We start from the raw sequence: 17,781 nt of genomic DNA on the forward strand, positions 1-17,781 counted from the left end.
TGCAAAGACTTCGACGAAGCATCCACTTGATCCATCCTTGTGATCATAGATAACTGTCATACGCTCGCTTACGAAAAATCCCTTTTCGGCCATCGAAAAGGGATTCGTTATGATGGAATTCAAACTCAGCATGTATAGTTGTGAGAAGGCGCATGGTTAAGTGCGCCCCTCCTTTAAGGACTTATCCTTTAAGCAAATTTCCGTTAAAGAGAATGTTCAATGTGCGAATAAAGAGAACGACAAGTACAATCGTTAACAACGCCAGGATGATCGCGGCGATGGCAATTAATAGCCAAGAATGTACGAACATCGCATATTTCAAAGCCGCATTGCTGAGCGCAGCCATTGGAAAGCTTACTGCCCACCATGAAGCGCCGAATGGTACTGTTTTTTTGAATACTTTAAAAAATAAGACAACGAACAAGAACAAACCGAAGTAGAATAAGACTGAAGCAAATTGGTCAATTCGTTGCATAAAGTTCGTATATCCCAAGAAACCCACTTCAAAAGGTGCAATCATAATGATCATGGATGGCATTAATCCTGCAGGCAGTGGAGATTGATGAATCAATCGGGATAGAATAATCGTGAAGAAAACCAAAGCGACAACTCCACCAATTGCCAACGACATTAAGTTGATTTCATGTGCCCACGGAAATGGCATCGTACCACCAGCCACCGCGATATCAATCGTGGCAACCCCAGGAATCAACCAAGCTGGAACAGCATTGCCCGGCTCCACATTACCCTTCAACAAGCGTGAAACGATGATAAAACTAAGCGCTAAGGTCGTAACCATTCCAATCATCCAAACAACTTGCCCTAAGCCTTGACTATAATTACCCAAGACTGAAGACAGTAAGAGAATAGCAATTGTGATGGTACCGAAGAAATTCCCAGCAATCGGATGCGTAAATTCTCCAGCTACTTTCTGTGGGTACAGAGCCCATTTGGATATATAGCCTATGCTTAACGCGATAAACATCAGAACAGCTACAATACCAATGATGTCCGCGATGAGAGGGGAAGTTCCAAACAGCTTGCTCGCTTGTCTCCAAGCTAAGGACAAACCTGAAATACCCATAACCGACCCGAATAAATTGACTGGTAGAAACTGAATCGAACCAATACTTCTTTGTTTCGGTACGGCAGTCATGGTTTGCATGGTTGGTCACCACTTTCTTTTTTATTTGTTGTTTAATTAACTGGTTGTTTGGTTAACCTGATATTTATACTAATACTGAACTCGCTTTTTGTCAATACCTTCACAAGCGATGTTGTAACGGTGAATTACTTGCAACATCCGCACATATTGTTTAAACTTAATATGACCAAATAACTAGTTAATCAATAAGGTTGGTGAAAGCACAATGAACGCAAAAATAGAGTCCTTAATAAACATCGATCAACAATCACCTTTACCGATTAATATTCAAATTAAAGAACAGATCAAATTACTCATTAGTAATGAGGTGCTCTCGCCCGGTGATGACCTGCCTTCCACGAACCAGTTAGCCGACCACCTCGCGATAAATAGAAACACGATACAGTGGGTATACTCACAATTGAAGGATGATGGGTTGTTGATTATGCAAAAAGGCCGCGGTACTCGAATTGCTGATGAGGCGAACATTGAGGAATTTAAGCGGAATAACCCTTACTATCCTTTCGTCCAAGAAATGATGACTCGGTCCAGTGAAGCCAGCTATCATCCGGAAAACCTGCTTCTCGCAGGCTTTGCTTATTTACAGTTGTACGGTAAATCCGTTAAAACACATCCGACTTATTTGTTCATTGAGTGTAAAGTCCAATCGTGCTACTTCTATTTAAATGAAATTGTCAAACATACATCCGCAGAAATTCTTAGCATCGATATCGATGCTCCAGAATCGGAGCTGCTAGCCTCCATTAGGCAAGCTGATGTAATCGTAACGACCACAGAACGCAGCGACCGCGTCAGAAATCTACAAGGCGCCGCAGGCAAAACGATAATCACCGTTGGCGACCCTAACGATGTCTCACTGTTACTTCGGCTCATACAACCATAATGTCTCTTACTACAATGAAACAGGTCATTTTGAAGAAATGATTAAACCAGCTCCTTGTGTTAACCTTGCGTTTCACAGCAGATTATTCCAGTACAGAGGGTTTCACGGCCGCATCAACCTGATGATTTGGTTTGAACCCCTCCCTCGTACTCCGGATAAAGGGTTCTCCTTTCTCCGTACATAGCATTTTCACTTCATTGAGTGATGTGATTTTCGTAATCGCTTGTATAAGTGGGTCCTGATGCTTACTTATCACTCGAATCTGCCATTCAAAAAAAGTCTCATTTTGCACCTTATTCATTTGTTTGAAATGCACGCCACTCACTTGAATGTGATGAAGCTGAAGTGTTTGAATGATCGGACTTGGAAATCCAACACCTGTTGTTTGAATATTTAGATTGTGTGTTCTAACTTTGGAAAAAAATAGCTGTTCTCCTTTGTAGAGAGCAAATAACACAATAAGCACACCGAGTGTCGCTCCTAATGCTAGGCGATAAAATCCTGCCCCGATACTTAAACCGATAGCGGCTACAGTCCAAATCGATGCGGCTGTCGTTAGTCCGCGAATTGTTAAGCCATTGCGAATGATCGCCCCTGCCCCTAGGAAGCCTATACCGCTAATAACCTGAGCTGCCAGACGAGCTGGGTCAATATTCAGATGTGCTTCTTCAACAAAACCTGTAAATCCATAAATGGAAAGTAACATGATGGTGGCAGATCCCAAGCTGACCAAGATATGCGTTCGGAGTCCGGCCGATTGATGACTCCACTCCCTTTCAAAACCTATTATCCCCCCGCATATTACAGCTAGTACTATACGAAGGAAAAGCTCCATATTCGATAGATGCCAAATATCCATGCTTAAGCCTCCCTATCCAAGTTTTTTCATATTACCTTCACGAATAAAAGGGATCAATATCGTTGTCTCTATCGTTTTCATAGATACAACGATATTGATTAATCCCTCTATCCTGCGATAATGAGTGAGTGTATTCCGCACCCAGTCCGGACATCTAATTCATTAAAGGAGTTTACTACATGATTTGGTTCATTGGGGCTACGTATCTATATATTTTGCAAATCGGGCTCGTGTTGTTTCTGGGGTTTCGGAATCCTACAAAAACAATGGCTTGGCTAACGATTACATATTTATTTCCGTTAGTAGGATTTTTGCTTTATTTTATTATGGCCAAAGATTACCGAATGTCCCCTCCGCTCAGCCGAAGATATGCAAAAACGCCTATCCTCTCCAGCCAGCTTACGGAACATATCCAAGTTTCGCGCTGGAATCATTTCCAGGGCCGTCATTCCACCAGACAAAACAGACTTCTTGGATACATGCAAAGCATCCCGGAAGCGCCCCTCACAGAGTGCAATGAGATTTTAGTCTATAACAATGGAGAAGAGACCTTTGAGGCAATTATTCATGCTTTAGATCAAGCTGAACACCATATTCATATGGAATATTTCATTATTCGCAATGACCAGATCGGCAGACAAATTCAACAAGTTCTTATGAAGAAAGCGAAACAAGGCATTGAAGTCCGTTTAATGGTAGACGGTTTAGGCAGTCATGAACTCAAATTCGGCTATCTAGACGAACTCAAACAGGCTGGTGTCCATGTTCAAATTTTTTCGCCTTTGCGAAAATCTCTGTTACGCAAGCAAGTAAATTACCGTAACCATCGTAAAATCATTGTGATCGACGGCTTAACAGGATTTCTCGGAGGAATTAATATCGGAGATGAGTATTTGGGGCGAAGCTCGAAGTTTGGCTTTTGGCGGGATACACACATGAGAATTCGTGGAGATGCAGTCTTTTTTCTGCAGCACACCTTTTTGAACGATTGGCAATCTGTTAATGGCGATCAGATTGCTACACGGCAGTTATATCCACCGCATGGCTGCGTGGGACAAGCAAAGATTCAACTCATAGCAAGCGGCCCCGATACAGATAGTGACGCGATTCATGAATTTTATTTCAGTGCGTTCAACGCATCTCACCATAGCATATCGATCATCTCTCCATACTTTATACCCGACCGCAGCCTCTTAATCGCATTGAAAACAGCAGCGTTAAGCGGAGTTGAAGTGAAAATCATCATTCCTGAAATTGAAGATCATTTACTGGTCAAATGGGCAGCCTACTCTTACATGGAAGAACTCATGCTGGCGGGAGTTCGATTTTTTACATATTTGAAGGGATTTATCCATGCCAAAATTGTGATCATCGATCGTACGCTCGCTTCTGTAGGTACAGCCAATATGGACATGCGCAGTTTATTTGATAACTTTGAACTCAATGCAGCTATTTTTGATGAAAAGACGATTAATCGGCTTATTCGAGATTTCCAGGAAGACCTTACGAACAGCAAAGAAATTCGTATGGCTGAGTTCTGCAATCGTCCCTTGCTTCAAAAAGGCAAGGAAATTATTGCCCGCATGGTATCATCCCTGCTTTAAAACAAACACCCCGTCAAAACAGTTCACAATGGCCATAGCCTTCGGACTGCCTAACGGGGTATCTTTAATTCCACTATATTAAACTCTTGCCGAAATACCTAATTTTTTCAGCAATTCAATGGCCGTTGTTTTCTCTTCCACCGATAGTCCACTTGTAGCGTCATACATTGCTTGCGCATGCTTAGGGAAAACATCCTCCATCACTTCAGTTCCTGCCTCTGTAATCACAGCGTAGGTGACTCGACGGTCTTCCGTTGAAAGTTCCCTTTTCAGGTACCCCTTCTTCTCCAGCTTATCTACATTGTAGGTTATATTCGCACTGCTGATTAGAATCTTGCTCCCGATTTGCTGAAGAGGAATTTTCCCTTTATGATAGAGAAGTTCCAATATGGCAAATTCAGTTCCGGACAAGTCACGATTCTTAATTTCAGCCTCCGTAGACTCCAGCAGCTCCCTGTAAGCTTTGGATAAGACGACAAACAATTTCAACGATTGACTTTGCTCTTCCGTGATATTCATGTTGGTGTCACTCCCTCTAAACATCTACATTGTCCTAAACAATCGGTCTGCGTATACGTCTTTATTTGTATCTCCAGTTAATTTCCACCTAGAAAATCTCCATTTAAAAATATAATTGACATTATTTATTCTGTCAATGATTTCACTAGACCCTCTCTCTCTACTCGAATCAAAAAGGAGCTGCCTTGGCAGCTCCTTACATATAGTAATTGTGAAACCATTTAGTTGTTTTGGCCGTTCTTGACCCATGAAGCCACTGTAACAACGCGTTTAGCCTGATGCTTAGCTGCCTCCAACACGATTTTATCAAACTCATGCTGTTGATTAACTGTTGCGCTGGCTCCATAAGGGTTGCCTCCAGCCTGGAAGATGACCGGATCTGTATATCCAGGTGCAACAACAATGGCTCCCCAGTGATACATCATCGTATAAAGAGACAATAGGGTTGCTTCTTGTCCTCCATGTGCATTTGCAGCACTCGTCATAGCGGAAACTACTTTGTTAGCAAGCTTCCCATGGAACCACAGGCCGCCGGTTGTATCCAAGAATTGTTTTAATGGAGCTGCCATATTCCCATAACGGGTTGGCGTGCTGAAAATGACTGCATCTGCCCATTCTAAATCTTCTAATGAAGCGACTGGTACCGATGCCGTTTCTTCTGAATGGGCCTTCCAAGCAGGATTGGCAGCAACAACATCGGCCGGGGCTAATTCTTGAGCACGGACAAGTCTAACTTCTGCTCCGGCTGCAGCAGCAGCTTCTTCAGCGGCTCTAGCCATTTGATAGTTGGTACCTGTGACACTGTAATAAATAACTGCAACTTTTACTTTACTCATTTTGAATTCCTCCATTGTGTATGTTTTTTGGGATAGAGACGATATGGTGTTTCTGTTGGTACTTCGATGATAATGATCCGAGTGCTTTCGGCCTGTGCTTTAAAAATCAGCTCTGTATCCACGTCCGATTCAATAACAGCAAAATCTTTGTGCAAAAGCGTCGTTACCTGATCGCTAGACAGGGCCGTTAATTGTCCGTTGCCGCGAATAACCAGCAGAGCCCAGCTATACCCAGCAGGCAATATTCGGCGATAAGAGCTGTTCTGCTCCTGCTTGATATCCCACATCTTCGCATCAGTAATAAGCGTCACTGGGGAATCATCACCAATAATTGTTTTAACCTCACTGCCTTCTATTTGAGAAAGCGGAAAATCATGATGTTCAAACTGCCGATAAGTAGGCTGCATTTTAACTGATTCCTGCAAGTTAGGCTCGAACCAGATTTGGAACCCCTCTATATGATCTCCAAAAGACGACTCTTCATGATACATCCCTGTTCCGGTTTGCATAACTTGCGCGCCGCCTGCACCAACGGTGCTTTCTGTGCCCAACGTATCTTTGTGCGTCACATTGCCTTCAATCATGTAGGACATAATTTCAAATGCCTGGTGCGGATGAAACGGTAACAGCCCTCCGCCATTAGAGAACCCCCATGCCCAGTAAAACAATGGACCAACTCTACTCACTGCAGTATCCTCGTGGGGAAAAGCGATCGGTTTCTGCTCAACGATTTTCCCGCCGTCAAACATGCCAAATCCTTGTTCATGTGCTCCGAAAACTTTAATGTTCATATTGATTTCCCCCTAACCTTTGTCATATCCGAATAAGTCTTTTATTATTTAAGCGCAATAGAACCAGGACCAATAAGTGCTACACCAACTGCAATCGCGATAAGAACTAGATTGTATTCGTAACCATTCGCTTTCATCCAACCGTTCCTACCATGTACCATGATTATTGCGCCAAGCATGGTAAGTACGATCAGTGCGGCGCCTAAAGGCAGCCATAATCCGATGCCAAACAACAATCCGCCAAAGATCTCTACCAGACCAATCAGGAAAGCCATGGCGGCACCAGGTTTTAACCCGATGGAATCTAGCCAGCCACCTGTTCCCTTCAATCCATACCCGCCAAACCAACCGAACCATTTTTGAACGCCATGTCCGATAAAAGTCAATCCAACAATGACTCGAATAATGAATAGCCCCCACTCCATCATCATTTCTCCTTACCTCCAATTTATTTATCTCCACCTAAAGATATTTATCAAAAAAATATTTTCAATTAAAATATCTTCAGTTAGAAATATAATTTAAAAGGCAAAGTGTCAATACTATTTGGAGAGACAATTGTTAGGTGTGAAATCTCGTGTTTTATTACCAATTATTTCTTATTAATACATCTGCTTTCGGAGCGTAAACACTATAATATTGAAGATAGCTTGCATCGTTTGGTAGATCTTGAGCTGCGAAGTAATATATCAATTAGAAATTGCCAACCGATCTCCTCATTTTTCACCCTCCTTTAACAATTTTGAAGTCCTCTTTGACCTTACAAAAAAAAGGGGACATGATCAATATTGTTGTTTCTATGATGATGATAGATGAGACTAGGTACTATGCAAACTTAGTACTACTAGAAATAAGCCTCATGTTTTATCTTATAATTGCCGTTCATCCACAAAACGGAATTTATCTTAAATGAGGTGTGATTAATGATCAATATCCGCAAAATCTTGGGAATCGTTTCACTTTGGCTTGCAGTGCTACAATTTCTTTTGTTCATCAGCTTTTTCTTGTATAGAAGCAGCACCTTGCAGGGTTTGCCTGTTTTACTGCCGGTCTTTCTCGCCCCGATCGGCATTATTCTAGGAGCTATAGGATATTCCGGCAGTGAGGCCAACAAGCAAGCGAAAAACGGCATCATATTTAATGTCATCATGTTCTTGCTTCTGATTGTCTATATGACTTTAGGAACTTTGCTTTTCGGACCTTAACTAATCTTGATACTCCAAAGCTGTCGATAAAAAATCAAAACAGAAATAAGCCTGCAATTCGTTGCAGGCTTATTATATTCTGCTTCTACTTACCCTCAAGCACAAACTTTCCATTCGAAGCCTTTACTTTCAAGAGCGGCGAACGATCGTCCGCCTTCATCGACGTACCAGTTTGTCGCTCCCCCTCTTTCTGCGAGAAGACTAGTGGGAGTTTGATCTCATCTCGATTTGGCATCGTTTGAGATTCCAAACGGAAGATGGAATCAGATGGAAGCCTAACACTGACAGCACCTAAAGTTGAATTCACGGTAAGATCCTGCTTAAATTCAGCTAAGTCGATATTGACTGTGCCATTCGACTGATCAATGTCCCCTCGACCTGTTACATTCATCATCTCTATCTTTCCTAACGTATTTTTAATGTGATACGTTTCGCCTTTGTAATCGTGAATGCTTATCAAGCCGTTTTTCGCAGTCAGATCAAGATTTTTAGATTCAAAGTCCGTAAGTGTTGTGTCTCCCAGCAAATTTGTTGTTTGAACCTGCTCAAACACTTTTTTCGGAACTTTAAGTTTGAGTTTATAATCAGAATTGACCAAATTGACCCCTATTATGCCCTCATCTTTCACTTGTACATTTAAGGTCGAGCCGTCAAGGGATGTATTCAGAACACTCTCCGGATCTTTAACAGCTCGTCCAGTTAGTGTCAAAGTGATTTGATCATCGTTGGAATGTTCAAGTTCTATATCTCCCCTATCTACCTTAATATTGAGCGTTTGAATGCTTTTTCCGTCGAAGGTGAGCTTTTTATGAACCTCTTTTGCTTGCGTGATCACACCGCAGCCACTGGCAAAAACGGTTATTAGCCCTAATCCAAGACCTGCGAATGCTATTGTCTTCTTTACATTGATCATATTTATGAGTACTCCTTGTGTTTCTTTAAAAAATAAAAATCCATATGTCCGACTTTCTTAATCGTTATGAATCCGGTAGAAGGGTCTATGATTGCAATAGATATAAAACATCCTTTGGTTATTTCAATCTAATTATAAAAACAAAAGGTGCAGGGCATACTTCCCATGAAAGAGAAGCGTCAGACAGTGGATGTTACTTCACAGGCGCCTTATCCACATGAATTTCACCGACAGGCTGGTTGAGCTTGTCCCAGTCTTTTTTCAGCTGACCTACATCTAGATCTACTTGACCATGCAGCTCCTTGACGTTTGATTTTCCCGTTCCATCTGACTCTATACTGCAACCGCTGGCGAATACAATCAGAAGTGCAAGTCCTAAGCTGGCAGCCCAAATGTTTTTCTTTTTCTTCATTATCTTCATCATGTTATATCCCCCTTTTTCTAAAAGAAATTTTTATGAGTATTGAAACCTTTGTCTTAATATATGGTTGACTAGTTAACCCGACATACATACTATACTGCTCTAATTGTTTTGTCAACCTACGCATATTCGTACTTTTTTTCTACTAATATAGGCTTAAATCCATTCACTTTAGGTTTGAAGTTGTTTTGTTTCCTTTAATATGAAATAGGACATTTAAAATAATGTTTAATTGATTGGTTAACCATTAAACTAGACTTTGGTCCAGTAGTTTACCTCTTTTTTTAGTGTTATATTTCTTTTTGTAAACAAACAGACACCACAGGGAGGAATGAGGAAATCATGTTTACAAAGAAGAGGTTTACTCACATGGCTGTTGCGCTTATCGCGACGTTCATGATGCTGACGGTTGTTCCGAAATATTCACTGGCAAGTGCTGAAGCACTTGATATCAATAATACGGAGCAGTTAAAGAAATATGTTGATGATTATTTCGCCAAAGAAATGGATACCTATCACATTCCAGGCGCAGCTATTACCTTTGTTAAGGATGGTAAGGCCCTTTTTTCCGCGGGATATGGGTATGCTGATTTGGACAAGAAAACCAAGGTAGATCCGAATGATACGGTCTTCCGTATCGGTTCTGTAACGAAAACCTTTACTGCAACAGCGATCATGCAGCTTTATGAGCAAAGAAAAATCGATCTCAACGCAGATATCAATGAATACCTTAAAGGTTTCAAAATCCATGGGCTAAATAATAAACCTGTAACAGTCAGTAATCTCCTTACACATACGGCAGGTTTTGACGAGTACTATGAAGATTTATCTGCGAAGCCTGAACCGTTACAGCAGTTCATGAAAACCCATGCGCCTGCAATGATTAATGAACCTGGCGTTGAATCTTTGTATAGTAATTATGGATACGCGCTGCTCGGATATATTGTAGAATCGGTTTCTGGGGAAACCTATGATCAGTATATCCAGAACCATATCCTAAATCCGCTTGGTATGAAAACAGCGACTTTGCACAAAAACGAGAACGATCATATTGCCAGCAGCTATGCTTATGATGCAGCCAAACAAACGTATACGAAGCAACCCTATGTGATCACGGATAATTATGCCCCAGCGGGAAATCTAAGTATGAAAATTCCGGATATGGATCCTTATATGATGGCGCAACTGCAATCCGGATCGTATCACAATGCATTATTGAAAGATGAAACCAGCCAGTTGATGCAAGCAAAGCATTTTAGCAAAGATCCTAGTCTTTCGGGATTTGGATTCGGCTTATGGGAGGATATTCCCCGCCAGCACCGCGCGGTCATGCACGGCGGAACGGTAGACGGATTCCGGACATGGATGTATCTCATTCCCGAAGAGAAGCTGGGCTTTACAATCTTCACTAACGGTTCGAACGGACATGCTCTGAATCAAGCGTTTATCGACGATTTCAATAAGCATTTCTACCCGGTTGCACCTGTCAACAATACAGCTAAATTAAACTTGTCTGAAGAGGCTATGAAGCCATACACAGGAACCTTTATCTCTACCCGTTATTTCCATTATGGAATCGGTAGATTCGGCCCGAAAATTTCACCGCCAGCTACTACAGTCATTGAAGCAACCGGTCCTAGTGAACTGAAAGTAACCAGCGGATCGCACGTACAAACTTTTGTCGCCGAGAGAGAAAATATGTTTGTGGAAAAGAACGGATCAGACCGGCTCTTCTATTACAAAACAGCCAAAGGTGATCTGCATTTTACATTAAGTTCCTATCCGATGAGTTCTTATGAAAGACAGACTTCAGCTATCCCAGCACTTGCTTCAGGAATAGCATTGGTTCTCATTATTATTCTGAGCACCATCATCCTGATCATCAGCGCATTGATCGGCATGTTCAAGAAAGATGCTAAGTCGACTACGAAACCAATTCGTCGTGTAGCATTGATAGCCAATATTCTCTATATCGTAACGCTGCCGCTTGCTTTCACTTACTGGAATGATTTGTTTGGCGCAGCGCCGACGCCATGGAAGATTGCCCTCTACACGGCTGCGATTGCTTTTGTACTCTATATCATCGTTGCACTCATGTGGGTAAGCCTGATCAAACGTAAATCCGTTAACGGATGGGTCAAATTCGGCTATATCATTCCCACAATTGCCGGCTTGCTGCTCACACCATATATGATTTATTGGAATTTAGTGGGTAAGTTTGTTTTAAGCGTGATGTAAAAGTAGGCAGACATTATTCCTGGTTCTGGATTAATGTCTGCCTTTCTTTCAAATTATTCATAATACGCACTAATATTGGAGGTTTTAATACTATGTATGCTTCATCCACTATTCCGGAGGCAATGTCTGCCGCGGTAAATAAACAACAAAATGTAATCCGACTAATCGATGCTTTCTTACTAACTAAAAATTTTAACGGCGCCGTTCTTGTTGCAAAAAACGGGGAAGTCATTCTAACAAATGGTTATGGAGAGTCTAATTTTGCAACTCATGAAAAAAACAACGCCGAAACGATTTTCCGGATCGGGTCCCTTACAAAGTCGTTTACGGCCGTTGCTGTGATGCAACTTGTCGAGCAAGGTAAGTTAACACTGGATGATCAGCTTCGCCATTTCATTCCCGACATCCCAAATGGAGATAAAATCACCATTCATCACCTGTTATCTCACACGTCGGGGATTAGTGATGCTGCATTCTTTGATTCAGCAATGAAGGACTTGGCAGGTTATTATTCTCAGACCAAAAAACTAGAAACAGCAATGCGTGCAACTGATAACCTGGCTTCGGAACCAGGAACCAAGCACAATTACACCAATACAGGGTATCACCTGCTTGGTCTTATTATTGAACAAGTGTCCCACACTTCTTGGGATAATTATGTGAACGAACACATCATCAAACCCACTCATATGCCAAGAACCGGCGTAGATATCAATGAGCCTATTCTTCAGAATCGTGCAATCGGAACGGATGCAAACGGCAACACTGCAATTTTTATGGATATGTCTTACGCTTCTTCTGCCGGAGGCTTATATTCAACAGTAGGTGATTTGCTGAAATTTGATCAGGCTCTGATCTCCGGGAAACTAGTCAACACTAAGAGCTTTGAAATGATGATAACTCCTGTGGAAGATGGCTATGGCTATGGCTGGGTTGATGGAATCAAGATGGAGGAATCTTCGAATTGGAAATTTCACAATGGAGATATTCCAGGCTTTCACGCTTTCAATGCTTTCAATATAAATGAAAACATACAAGTTATTTTGCTTACGAATAAAGAGATCGGTCCCAAAGCGTTTAGTCTAGATATAGCAAAAGGTATACTAAATATCATTGCTAAAGATCTTGACAGAGGCAAATAGATTACCACCTCTAACTCTAATCCTACTTAATTATTAGAATTTACTCGACAAATTATTAGGAAAGCAATCAGTCTTAACCAAATCAAAGCGGTGAAACCAAATCAAGTTCTTGTCTTTAGATATCGACAAGAACTTGATCCCAAAACTTAAAAAGCCGCGATATATGCGGCTATGTATATATGAATATTTTATAAATGACGACCTGTTATAAAACGATTTTTCCAGTAGCCAGAATTCATATCTCTTATAACAACACCGGAGCTGGACGTATTGCTGATGAACATCCCATTTCCCATATAAATTCCAACGTGATTGATGCGTCCTGGTGTACCTACACTAAACATGACCAAATCCCCCTTTTTTAAGTTCGCTTTATTTGTAACAGGAGTGCCTACACTTGTTTGTGCTTTAGATCCCCATGGAATTGAAATCCCATTATGCTTGAAAACGAGCTGAGTAAATGAGGAGCAATCTAGAATCAAATGTTGAATATCTCTTTCCCCATATCCATATTTCACTTTACCCATATAGGATTCCGCAGTAGATATGAGACGGTCAGCTTGAACTGTTTTAGATGCACTAAAGACCATTTTGGAATAAGATTGTGTTGTTTCGGCATGAGCTGATGTCGGATTTATCAACATGCTTCCAACTGTAGTTAAAAAAGAAAGGCTTATTGTTATTCCCATTAAAATTTTGCCATGGCGGTTGAATACTTTCATGTAGTAGATATCCTCCTGAAACGTGATCCATATTTATTCGTAAAGTTTTTGGTCACGATTATCATTTCTGCAGTTAATGTTGCTATGTATCTTCCAAAAATATTTTCACAACCTTAACTCCAAAACTTGTTTTTCTTCCATTCTCATGGCCAGAAATACACGCTAACTAGATAACGAGTCTATCTTTTGGAATCTTTTACTCCCTCATACGAGGATGTTATTAGACGAAGTGGAAGAAGTAAGTCACTGTCCGACGGTGTTATTGAGTAATATTGTTTGATCAAAGTATCGAGCATACGACTTACGGCGATAACGCAGGGATGTTGTAAGTTAAACTTTTGCTCTTTAACGACATCTATTAATTGAAGACGTAACTCTTCAATCTGTTCTTCAATATTCATCATGAATTCTTATTCGTACAGCCTCCCTAAATGAATTTAATTAGTACGGATGGGTAATTTTTAGAAAACCCTGTAAGTTAATGAGCGGGTCATATTTTGTGACTTGAATGTCTACACATTCAATTATATAACTAGTTAACTAGATATATCAACAATCATATTATTCTATCTTAAATTACATGATAAGTGCTATAACTTGATGTTCGTTAACATGTTAAAAGCACCGCCTGCAATCTGCGGTGCTTCGCTACTTCAATTCTATAGCTCGATACGAGTTCAAACGAAATTAAATCACCAGTCGTCAATTGATTATCGATGACTAGTTATATTAAATTTGAAAGGTATTTAGATCCATTTCAAATACGGAGGTCAGTCCTCCGACCTTACCTGGTCTATCGTTTGTTGGAGGATCCCCGCGACACCGGTATGAACACCGAAGTAGTCTCCGTTATTTATTCGCCAAGAAAGTGGCAACTTCCGCCAGACGCGTAGCGAAGCCCCATTCATTGTCGTACCATGTTGCAACGGACAAGAGCTCACCTTCCACATGCGTGAGCGGCAGATCGATGATCGACGTATGCGGATCACCGACGATGCGGGACGACGCCCATTCTCCTTCAAGCACATCCATAACGCCTTTCAGGTCGCCCTCTCTCGAGGCGCGGCGGAACATATCGTTCACCTCCTGCACAGAGCACGGCTTCTCCGTGATCAGGTTTAGCTCGGCGATGCTACCCGTGCGGGTCGGTATGCGGTACGCTTTTCCCGTGATCTGCAGGTCCGGCCAGATGAACTTGAGGGCCTTGGCCGCGCCAGACGAAGATGGAATGATGTTCTCGGCCGCCGCCCAGGAGTCCCGGCGGTCTCTCATCGGCTGATCCGTCAACGATTGTGTGTTCGTATAGGAATGGACCGTTGAGAACAGCCCGAATTTGATCCCATATTCTGCTTTGACCAGCTTGATTACGGCGGCCAACGCGTTTGTTGTGCAGCTAGCCACACTGATGATTCGGTGCCTGTCAGGATCGAAACTATCGAGATTAATGCCCTTCAGCAGTACGGCATCGCAATCGTCGAGGGTTTTGCTTGGCCCGCTGATCAGGACACGCTTCGCGCCACGGTCCAGATGTACCTGAGCGACGGAACGGACAACGGCACGGCCTGTGCAATCGACGACGAGATCCACACCGAGTGCCTTCCAGTCCGGCACTTCCTGCGATGCATTAATATATAAAATCTCACGTCCACCGATGACCATCACACCCTCTTTGGCGGATACGTCCTCATACCAACGCTTATAGTTTGAATCCACTTCGAACAACGCGGCAAGCGTGCCCTCGTCCTTGATATCCGATACAGAAACCGGAACGAAGAGCTTATCCTGAAGCGCCACGCGCAACAGTATTCTGCCAATGCGTCCAAATCCAAAAATAGCTATTTTACCCATTTATAAACCTCCATTTGCATGTTGTTATCAACGAGTATAGTGTACGCATATGTAGCTTCCCTAAGTCCAAAGATGGTCCATTCTCCAAAAAAGGCGACTGCACGCCGCATCCAATTCATCCAGAACATACATGACGGATGGTCTCCACTCGCCTTCACTTACTTTTCGAATATATTCGGGAGAAGCGCCTACTTCATGGAAGATTTCTCTCTACACTGCTTTGTTGGCTTTCCTCTTGTTCATCATCACCGCGGTCATGTGGATTAGGTTAATGAAGTTTAAAAACGTTAACACTTTGGTGAAGGTGGGATATGCTTTAGTAAGGATCACAGGTTTAATTTTGACGCCTTATTTGATGTACTGGAATATTGTGGGTCAGTTCTTCTAAACTATACGATGATAATTCTGTTGAAAAAATAGCAAGGCAAACCCTATCCATCACTGGCATAGGGTTGCCTCTTTTTATTTATGAGAAGTTGTTTTCTTTATCGAGTAAATAGAAGTCGTAGTTTCCTTTCCCACTGGCATATCGACCTTCTGAGCCTAGAAATTACATCCTAGACCTTGGTCTAGTTTCACCTAAGCCTTGAGTCTATTAACTAGCTACCAAAACAATGTTATATTTTCATAGTAATCGCGATTACACCAATAAACTAGTTAACTAGTTAAAAAAATAATTAATGATGAATATCGTTACAGTGTGAATCCTAGCATTCCGCTTATGACATACTAATTTGAAGACTTGGCAAAGTCATCATGGAGGAATCAGAAAATGAAAAAAATGATAATCGCTACCCTTACTCTTTCCGCACTCTTGGCAGGAACTTCGGCGATCCATGCGGCAAGCTACGTGACGAAGCCCACGATCGTCGAAAGCAGCCAAGCGAGCATGACGAAAACTATCGATCAATTTTTACAAAGCAAGCAATTCAACGGGACGCTTCTCGTCGCCCAAAACGGAAAAATCGTCATGTCGAAAGGCTACGGCGAGTCTGACTTCGCGACGCATTCGAAGAACAACACGGATACGATTTTTCGCGTCGGTTCGATCACGAAGCAAATGACCGCAGTCGCCATCATGCAATTGGCCGAAAAAGGCAAGCTGAGCCTGGACGACAAAGTGAGCAAATTCATTCCCGAATTCAAAGAGGGAGGTAAAATTACCATTCGCCAGCTGCTTTCCCATACGTCCGGAATCAGCGATTCCATCTTCGCGGCGCGAGTGGAGAGCGCTCCGTTCGAGTACACCTCCCCCGACGAATTGATAAAGATGTACTACGATCTGAAACTGGATTCGGAGCCGGGCACGAAATTCGGCTATTCAAACATCGGCTATCACATGCTAGGCTATATTATTCAGAAGACATCCCATACGTCTTGGGATAACTACCTTACCGAAAACATCTTCAAGCCGCTGAAAATGACCCGTACCGGCATCGATTTAAACGTACCTGTACAGTCGAACCACGCTATCGGATCCGAAGTGGACGGCAAACCCGCGTTGTTCGAGGACCGTTCGTACATGTTCGGCACGGGTGCCGTGTACTCTACAGTTGTTGATCTTCTGAAGTTCGACCAAGCGGTCACTTCCGGCAAACTGATCAGCAAAGAATCGTTCACCACGATGGTTACTCCGGTAGGGGCCAACAATTACGGTTTGGGTTGGGCCGATGGGGCGAAGCTGAAAAAATCGTCCGATTGGAAATGGCATAACGGCGAAACCGCGGGTTTCCTCGGCTTTCACGCGGTAAATCTTAAGACGAATACGGAAGTCATCATGCTGTCGAACAAAAACATCGACGCGAACGAATATAGCGGCGTCATCGCGAGCGGCGTCATTGACATTGTCGAAAAAACGCCGGTTAAGCTAGAGAAACCGTGAACTCCGAAAAGCAAACAGCAGATTTTCTTGGAAAATTGGTGGCAACGGGAAATCAGGTCCAAGTCGCATGGGCTAATGAACAGCTTAGAAAGAAACATTATTAATCGAGTCGGTTGACGGAAAGAGAACCCGGAAGGCACGCGCTAACAAGCGCCCGTCTTTCGGGTTCTTTCGCGTTCGCCGGCTGTTAGGGCGATTGTAGGCGGAGCATTTTTTCTTGATAAATTTCTTTCTCTACTTGATTCATTGACTTTACTTTTAGAAACACTTCACTAATATCTTTAGAAACCCTCTCACTGTCAAGTTTTTCGCGCATTTGACGTGCTCCCAATGATTCACCTTGATCCCAAGCGGTCTGTAGCTCAAATGCCACTTGATCAGCAAGTTCTTTTGTTGGTAATTCCATTAAAAGAGAATCAAATAAGCCATCAACTACAATAACCCAAAACTTACCCTCTCTAACAACCGACTTATACAATTGATTTAATCTCCTTTTGAGAAGCTAACTAAGTATTAACTAAAACATTTTTGTTTTACCGTTATTCAGTATATCACCGGTTATAAAGAGCCAACCTTTACACCACACTTACAGTTTTTTCCTCGAAACGTTGTTCCTGGTATACTTCAGACGCAATAGCCCGTAAATAATCGAGAAGTACATTAAGAATAAAAGTCTGCTCCAGAAGTTCACAAGAGCAGACTTTAGCTTATACTAATCAAAGTACTTTCAAGAGAATGATGGCCTCCTTTGGG

18 protein-coding genes are annotated in these 17,781 nt (G+C 42.2%); 6 read left to right on the top strand and 12 right to left on the bottom strand.

What is annotated here, in order from left to right:
• Positions 1–181 precede the first annotated feature (181 nt).
• Positions 182–1,165: an SLAC1 anion channel family protein gene (locus O9139_RS27360; RefSeq protein WP_270884925.1), complete on the bottom strand. Its 984-nt coding sequence runs from the start codon at positions 1,163–1,165 to the stop codon at positions 182–184.
• Positions 1,166–1,370: 205 nt separating this feature from the next.
• Here O9139_RS27360 and O9139_RS27365 point away from each other — a divergent pair, with 205 nt between their 5' ends.
• Positions 1,371–2,048, top strand: a complete 678-nt coding sequence (locus tag O9139_RS27365; RefSeq protein WP_270884926.1) for a GntR family transcriptional regulator — start codon at positions 1,371–1,373, stop codon at positions 2,046–2,048.
• An 82-nt stretch (positions 2,049–2,130) separates the two neighbouring features.
• Here O9139_RS27365 and O9139_RS27370 read toward each other — a convergent pair whose 3' ends face one another.
• Complete coding sequence (locus tag O9139_RS27370; protein ID WP_408638373.1) at positions 2,131–2,883, bottom strand: MgtC/SapB family protein; 753 nt, start codon at positions 2,881–2,883, stop codon at positions 2,131–2,133.
• Positions 2,884–3,086: 203 nt separating this feature from the next.
• Here O9139_RS27370 and cls point away from each other — a divergent pair, with 203 nt between their 5' ends.
• Positions 3,087–4,511: a cardiolipin synthase gene (gene cls, locus O9139_RS27375; RefSeq protein WP_270884928.1), complete on the top strand. Its 1,425-nt coding sequence runs from the start codon at positions 3,087–3,089 to the stop codon at positions 4,509–4,511.
• Positions 4,512–4,589: 78 nt separating this feature from the next.
• Here cls and O9139_RS27380 read toward each other — a convergent pair whose 3' ends face one another.
• The 4 genes from O9139_RS27380 to O9139_RS27395 form a co-directional block, all read right to left on the bottom strand.
• Entirely contained in the window at positions 4,590–5,030 is a 441-nt protein-coding gene (locus O9139_RS27380) for a MarR family winged helix-turn-helix transcriptional regulator (protein ID WP_270884929.1), read from the bottom strand.
• A gap of 221 nt (positions 5,031–5,251) precedes the next feature.
• On the bottom strand, positions 5,252–5,866 hold the full coding sequence (gene wrbA, locus O9139_RS27385) for an NAD(P)H:quinone oxidoreductase (protein WP_270884930.1): 615 nt from the start codon (positions 5,864–5,866) through the stop codon (positions 5,252–5,254).
• Complete coding sequence (locus O9139_RS27390; RefSeq protein WP_270884931.1) at positions 5,863–6,657, bottom strand: pirin family protein; 795 nt, start codon at positions 6,655–6,657, stop codon at positions 5,863–5,865. Before O9139_RS27390 ends, wrbA begins: the two co-directional genes overlap by 4 nt.
• 44 nt (positions 6,658–6,701) lie before the next feature.
• The gene (locus O9139_RS27395) at positions 6,702–7,085 is read right to left on the bottom strand and encodes a DoxX family protein (RefSeq protein WP_270885016.1); all 384 of its coding nucleotides are present in this window, start codon (positions 7,083–7,085) and stop codon (positions 6,702–6,704) included.
• Between the two features lie 495 nt (positions 7,086–7,580).
• On the opposite strand from O9139_RS27395, the gene O9139_RS27400 reads away from it, so the two are divergent.
• Positions 7,581–7,862 carry a hypothetical protein gene (locus tag O9139_RS27400; protein ID WP_270884932.1) on the top strand — a complete coding sequence of 94 codons (282 nt, stop codon included), beginning with the start codon at positions 7,581–7,583 and terminating at the stop codon, positions 7,860–7,862.
• A gap of 85 nt (positions 7,863–7,947) precedes the next feature.
• On the opposite strand, the gene O9139_RS27405 is transcribed toward O9139_RS27400, so the two are convergent.
• Together O9139_RS27405 and O9139_RS27410 are read right to left on the bottom strand one after the other, a co-directional pair.
• On the bottom strand, positions 7,948–8,775 hold the full coding sequence (locus O9139_RS27405) for a DUF4097 family beta strand repeat-containing protein (RefSeq protein ID WP_270884933.1): 828 nt from the start codon (positions 8,773–8,775) through the stop codon (positions 7,948–7,950).
• A gap of 193 nt (positions 8,776–8,968) precedes the next feature.
• Positions 8,969–9,199: a hypothetical protein gene (locus O9139_RS27410; RefSeq protein WP_270884934.1), complete on the bottom strand. Its 231-nt coding sequence runs from the start codon at positions 9,197–9,199 to the stop codon at positions 8,969–8,971.
• Positions 9,200–9,565: 366 nt separating this feature from the next.
• Here O9139_RS27410 and O9139_RS27415 point away from each other — a divergent pair, with 366 nt between their 5' ends.
• Both O9139_RS27415 and O9139_RS27420 read left to right on the top strand, forming a co-directional pair.
• Positions 9,566–11,434: a serine hydrolase domain-containing protein gene (locus O9139_RS27415; RefSeq protein ID WP_270884935.1), complete on the top strand. Its 1,869-nt coding sequence runs from the start codon at positions 9,566–9,568 to the stop codon at positions 11,432–11,434.
• 92 nt (positions 11,435–11,526) lie between these two features.
• Complete coding sequence (locus O9139_RS27420; protein ID WP_270884936.1) at positions 11,527–12,576, top strand: serine hydrolase domain-containing protein; 1,050 nt, start codon at positions 11,527–11,529, stop codon at positions 12,574–12,576.
• A 188-nt stretch (positions 12,577–12,764) separates the two neighbouring features.
• Here the strand turns inward: O9139_RS27420 and O9139_RS27425 are convergent, their stop codons facing one another.
• The 3 genes from O9139_RS27425 to O9139_RS27430 all read right to left on the bottom strand — a co-directional run bounded on the left by O9139_RS27425 (position 12,765) and on the right by O9139_RS27430 (position 15,146).
• On the bottom strand, positions 12,765–13,298 hold the full coding sequence (locus tag O9139_RS27425) for a C40 family peptidase (RefSeq protein ID WP_270884937.1): 534 nt from the start codon (positions 13,296–13,298) through the stop codon (positions 12,765–12,767).
• Positions 13,299–13,477: 179 nt separating this feature from the next.
• Positions 13,478–13,702 carry a Spo0E family sporulation regulatory protein-aspartic acid phosphatase gene (locus O9139_RS33465; RefSeq protein ID WP_377525298.1) on the bottom strand — a complete coding sequence of 75 codons (225 nt, stop codon included), beginning with the start codon at positions 13,700–13,702 and terminating at the stop codon, positions 13,478–13,480.
• Positions 13,703–14,147: 445 nt separating this feature from the next.
• Entirely contained in the window at positions 14,148–15,146 is a 999-nt protein-coding gene (locus O9139_RS27430) for a type I glyceraldehyde-3-phosphate dehydrogenase (RefSeq protein WP_270884938.1), read from the bottom strand.
• Positions 15,147–15,918: 772 nt separating this feature from the next.
• Between O9139_RS27430 and O9139_RS27435 the strand changes: the two genes are divergently transcribed.
• The gene (locus tag O9139_RS27435) at positions 15,919–17,028 is read left to right on the top strand and encodes a serine hydrolase domain-containing protein (protein WP_270884939.1); all 1,110 of its coding nucleotides are present in this window, start codon (positions 15,919–15,921) and stop codon (positions 17,026–17,028) included.
• Between the two features lie 187 nt (positions 17,029–17,215).
• On the opposite strand, the gene O9139_RS27440 is transcribed toward O9139_RS27435, so the two are convergent.
• Complete coding sequence (locus tag O9139_RS27440; RefSeq protein WP_270884940.1) at positions 17,216–17,506, bottom strand: hypothetical protein; 291 nt, start codon at positions 17,504–17,506, stop codon at positions 17,216–17,218.
• Positions 17,507–17,781: the final 275 nt, after the last annotated feature.

This window comes from Paenibacillus aestuarii, from assembly GCF_027789125.1.
GTDB classification, from domain to species: Bacteria; Bacillota; Bacilli; order Paenibacillales; family NBRC-103111; genus Paenibacillus_E; species Paenibacillus_E aestuarii.

Coding starts and splice junctions, on each gene's coding strand:
- O9139_RS27360 (WP_270884925.1), bottom strand. CDS start 1,165: ATGCAAACCATGACTGCCGTACCGAAACAAAGAAGTATTGGTTCGATT.
- O9139_RS27365 (WP_270884926.1), top strand. CDS start 1,371: ATGAACGCAAAAATAGAGTCCTTAATAAACATCGATCAACAATCACCT.
- O9139_RS27370 (WP_408638373.1), bottom strand. CDS start 2,883: ATGGAGCTTTTCCTTCGTATAGTACTAGCTGTAATATGCGGGGGGATA.
- cls (WP_270884928.1), top strand. CDS start 3,087: ATGATTTGGTTCATTGGGGCTACGTATCTATATATTTTGCAAATCGGG.
- O9139_RS27380 (WP_270884929.1), bottom strand. CDS start 5,030: ATGAATATCACGGAAGAGCAAAGTCAATCGTTGAAATTGTTTGTCGTC.
- wrbA (WP_270884930.1), bottom strand. CDS start 5,866: ATGAGTAAAGTAAAAGTTGCAGTTATTTATTACAGTGTCACAGGTACC.
- O9139_RS27390 (WP_270884931.1), bottom strand. CDS start 6,657: ATGAACATTAAAGTTTTCGGAGCACATGAACAAGGATTTGGCATGTTT.
- O9139_RS27395 (WP_270885016.1), bottom strand. CDS start 7,085: ATGATGGAGTGGGGGCTATTCATTATTCGAGTCATTGTTGGATTGACT.
- O9139_RS27400 (WP_270884932.1), top strand. CDS start 7,581: ATGATCAATATCCGCAAAATCTTGGGAATCGTTTCACTTTGGCTTGCA.
- O9139_RS27405 (WP_270884933.1), bottom strand. CDS start 8,775: ATGATCAATGTAAAGAAGACAATAGCATTCGCAGGTCTTGGATTAGGG.
- O9139_RS27410 (WP_270884934.1), bottom strand. CDS start 9,199: ATGATGAAGATAATGAAGAAAAAGAAAAACATTTGGGCTGCCAGCTTA.
- O9139_RS27415 (WP_270884935.1), top strand. CDS start 9,566: ATGGCTGTTGCGCTTATCGCGACGTTCATGATGCTGACGGTTGTTCCG.
- O9139_RS27420 (WP_270884936.1), top strand. CDS start 11,527: ATGTATGCTTCATCCACTATTCCGGAGGCAATGTCTGCCGCGGTAAAT.
- O9139_RS27425 (WP_270884937.1), bottom strand. CDS start 13,298: ATGAAAGTATTCAACCGCCATGGCAAAATTTTAATGGGAATAACAATA.
- O9139_RS33465 (WP_377525298.1), bottom strand. CDS start 13,702: ATGATGAATATTGAAGAACAGATTGAAGAGTTACGTCTTCAATTAATA.
- O9139_RS27430 (WP_270884938.1), bottom strand. CDS start 15,146: ATGGGTAAAATAGCTATTTTTGGATTTGGACGCATTGGCAGAATACTG.
- O9139_RS27435 (WP_270884939.1), top strand. CDS start 15,919: ATGAAAAAAATGATAATCGCTACCCTTACTCTTTCCGCACTCTTGGCA.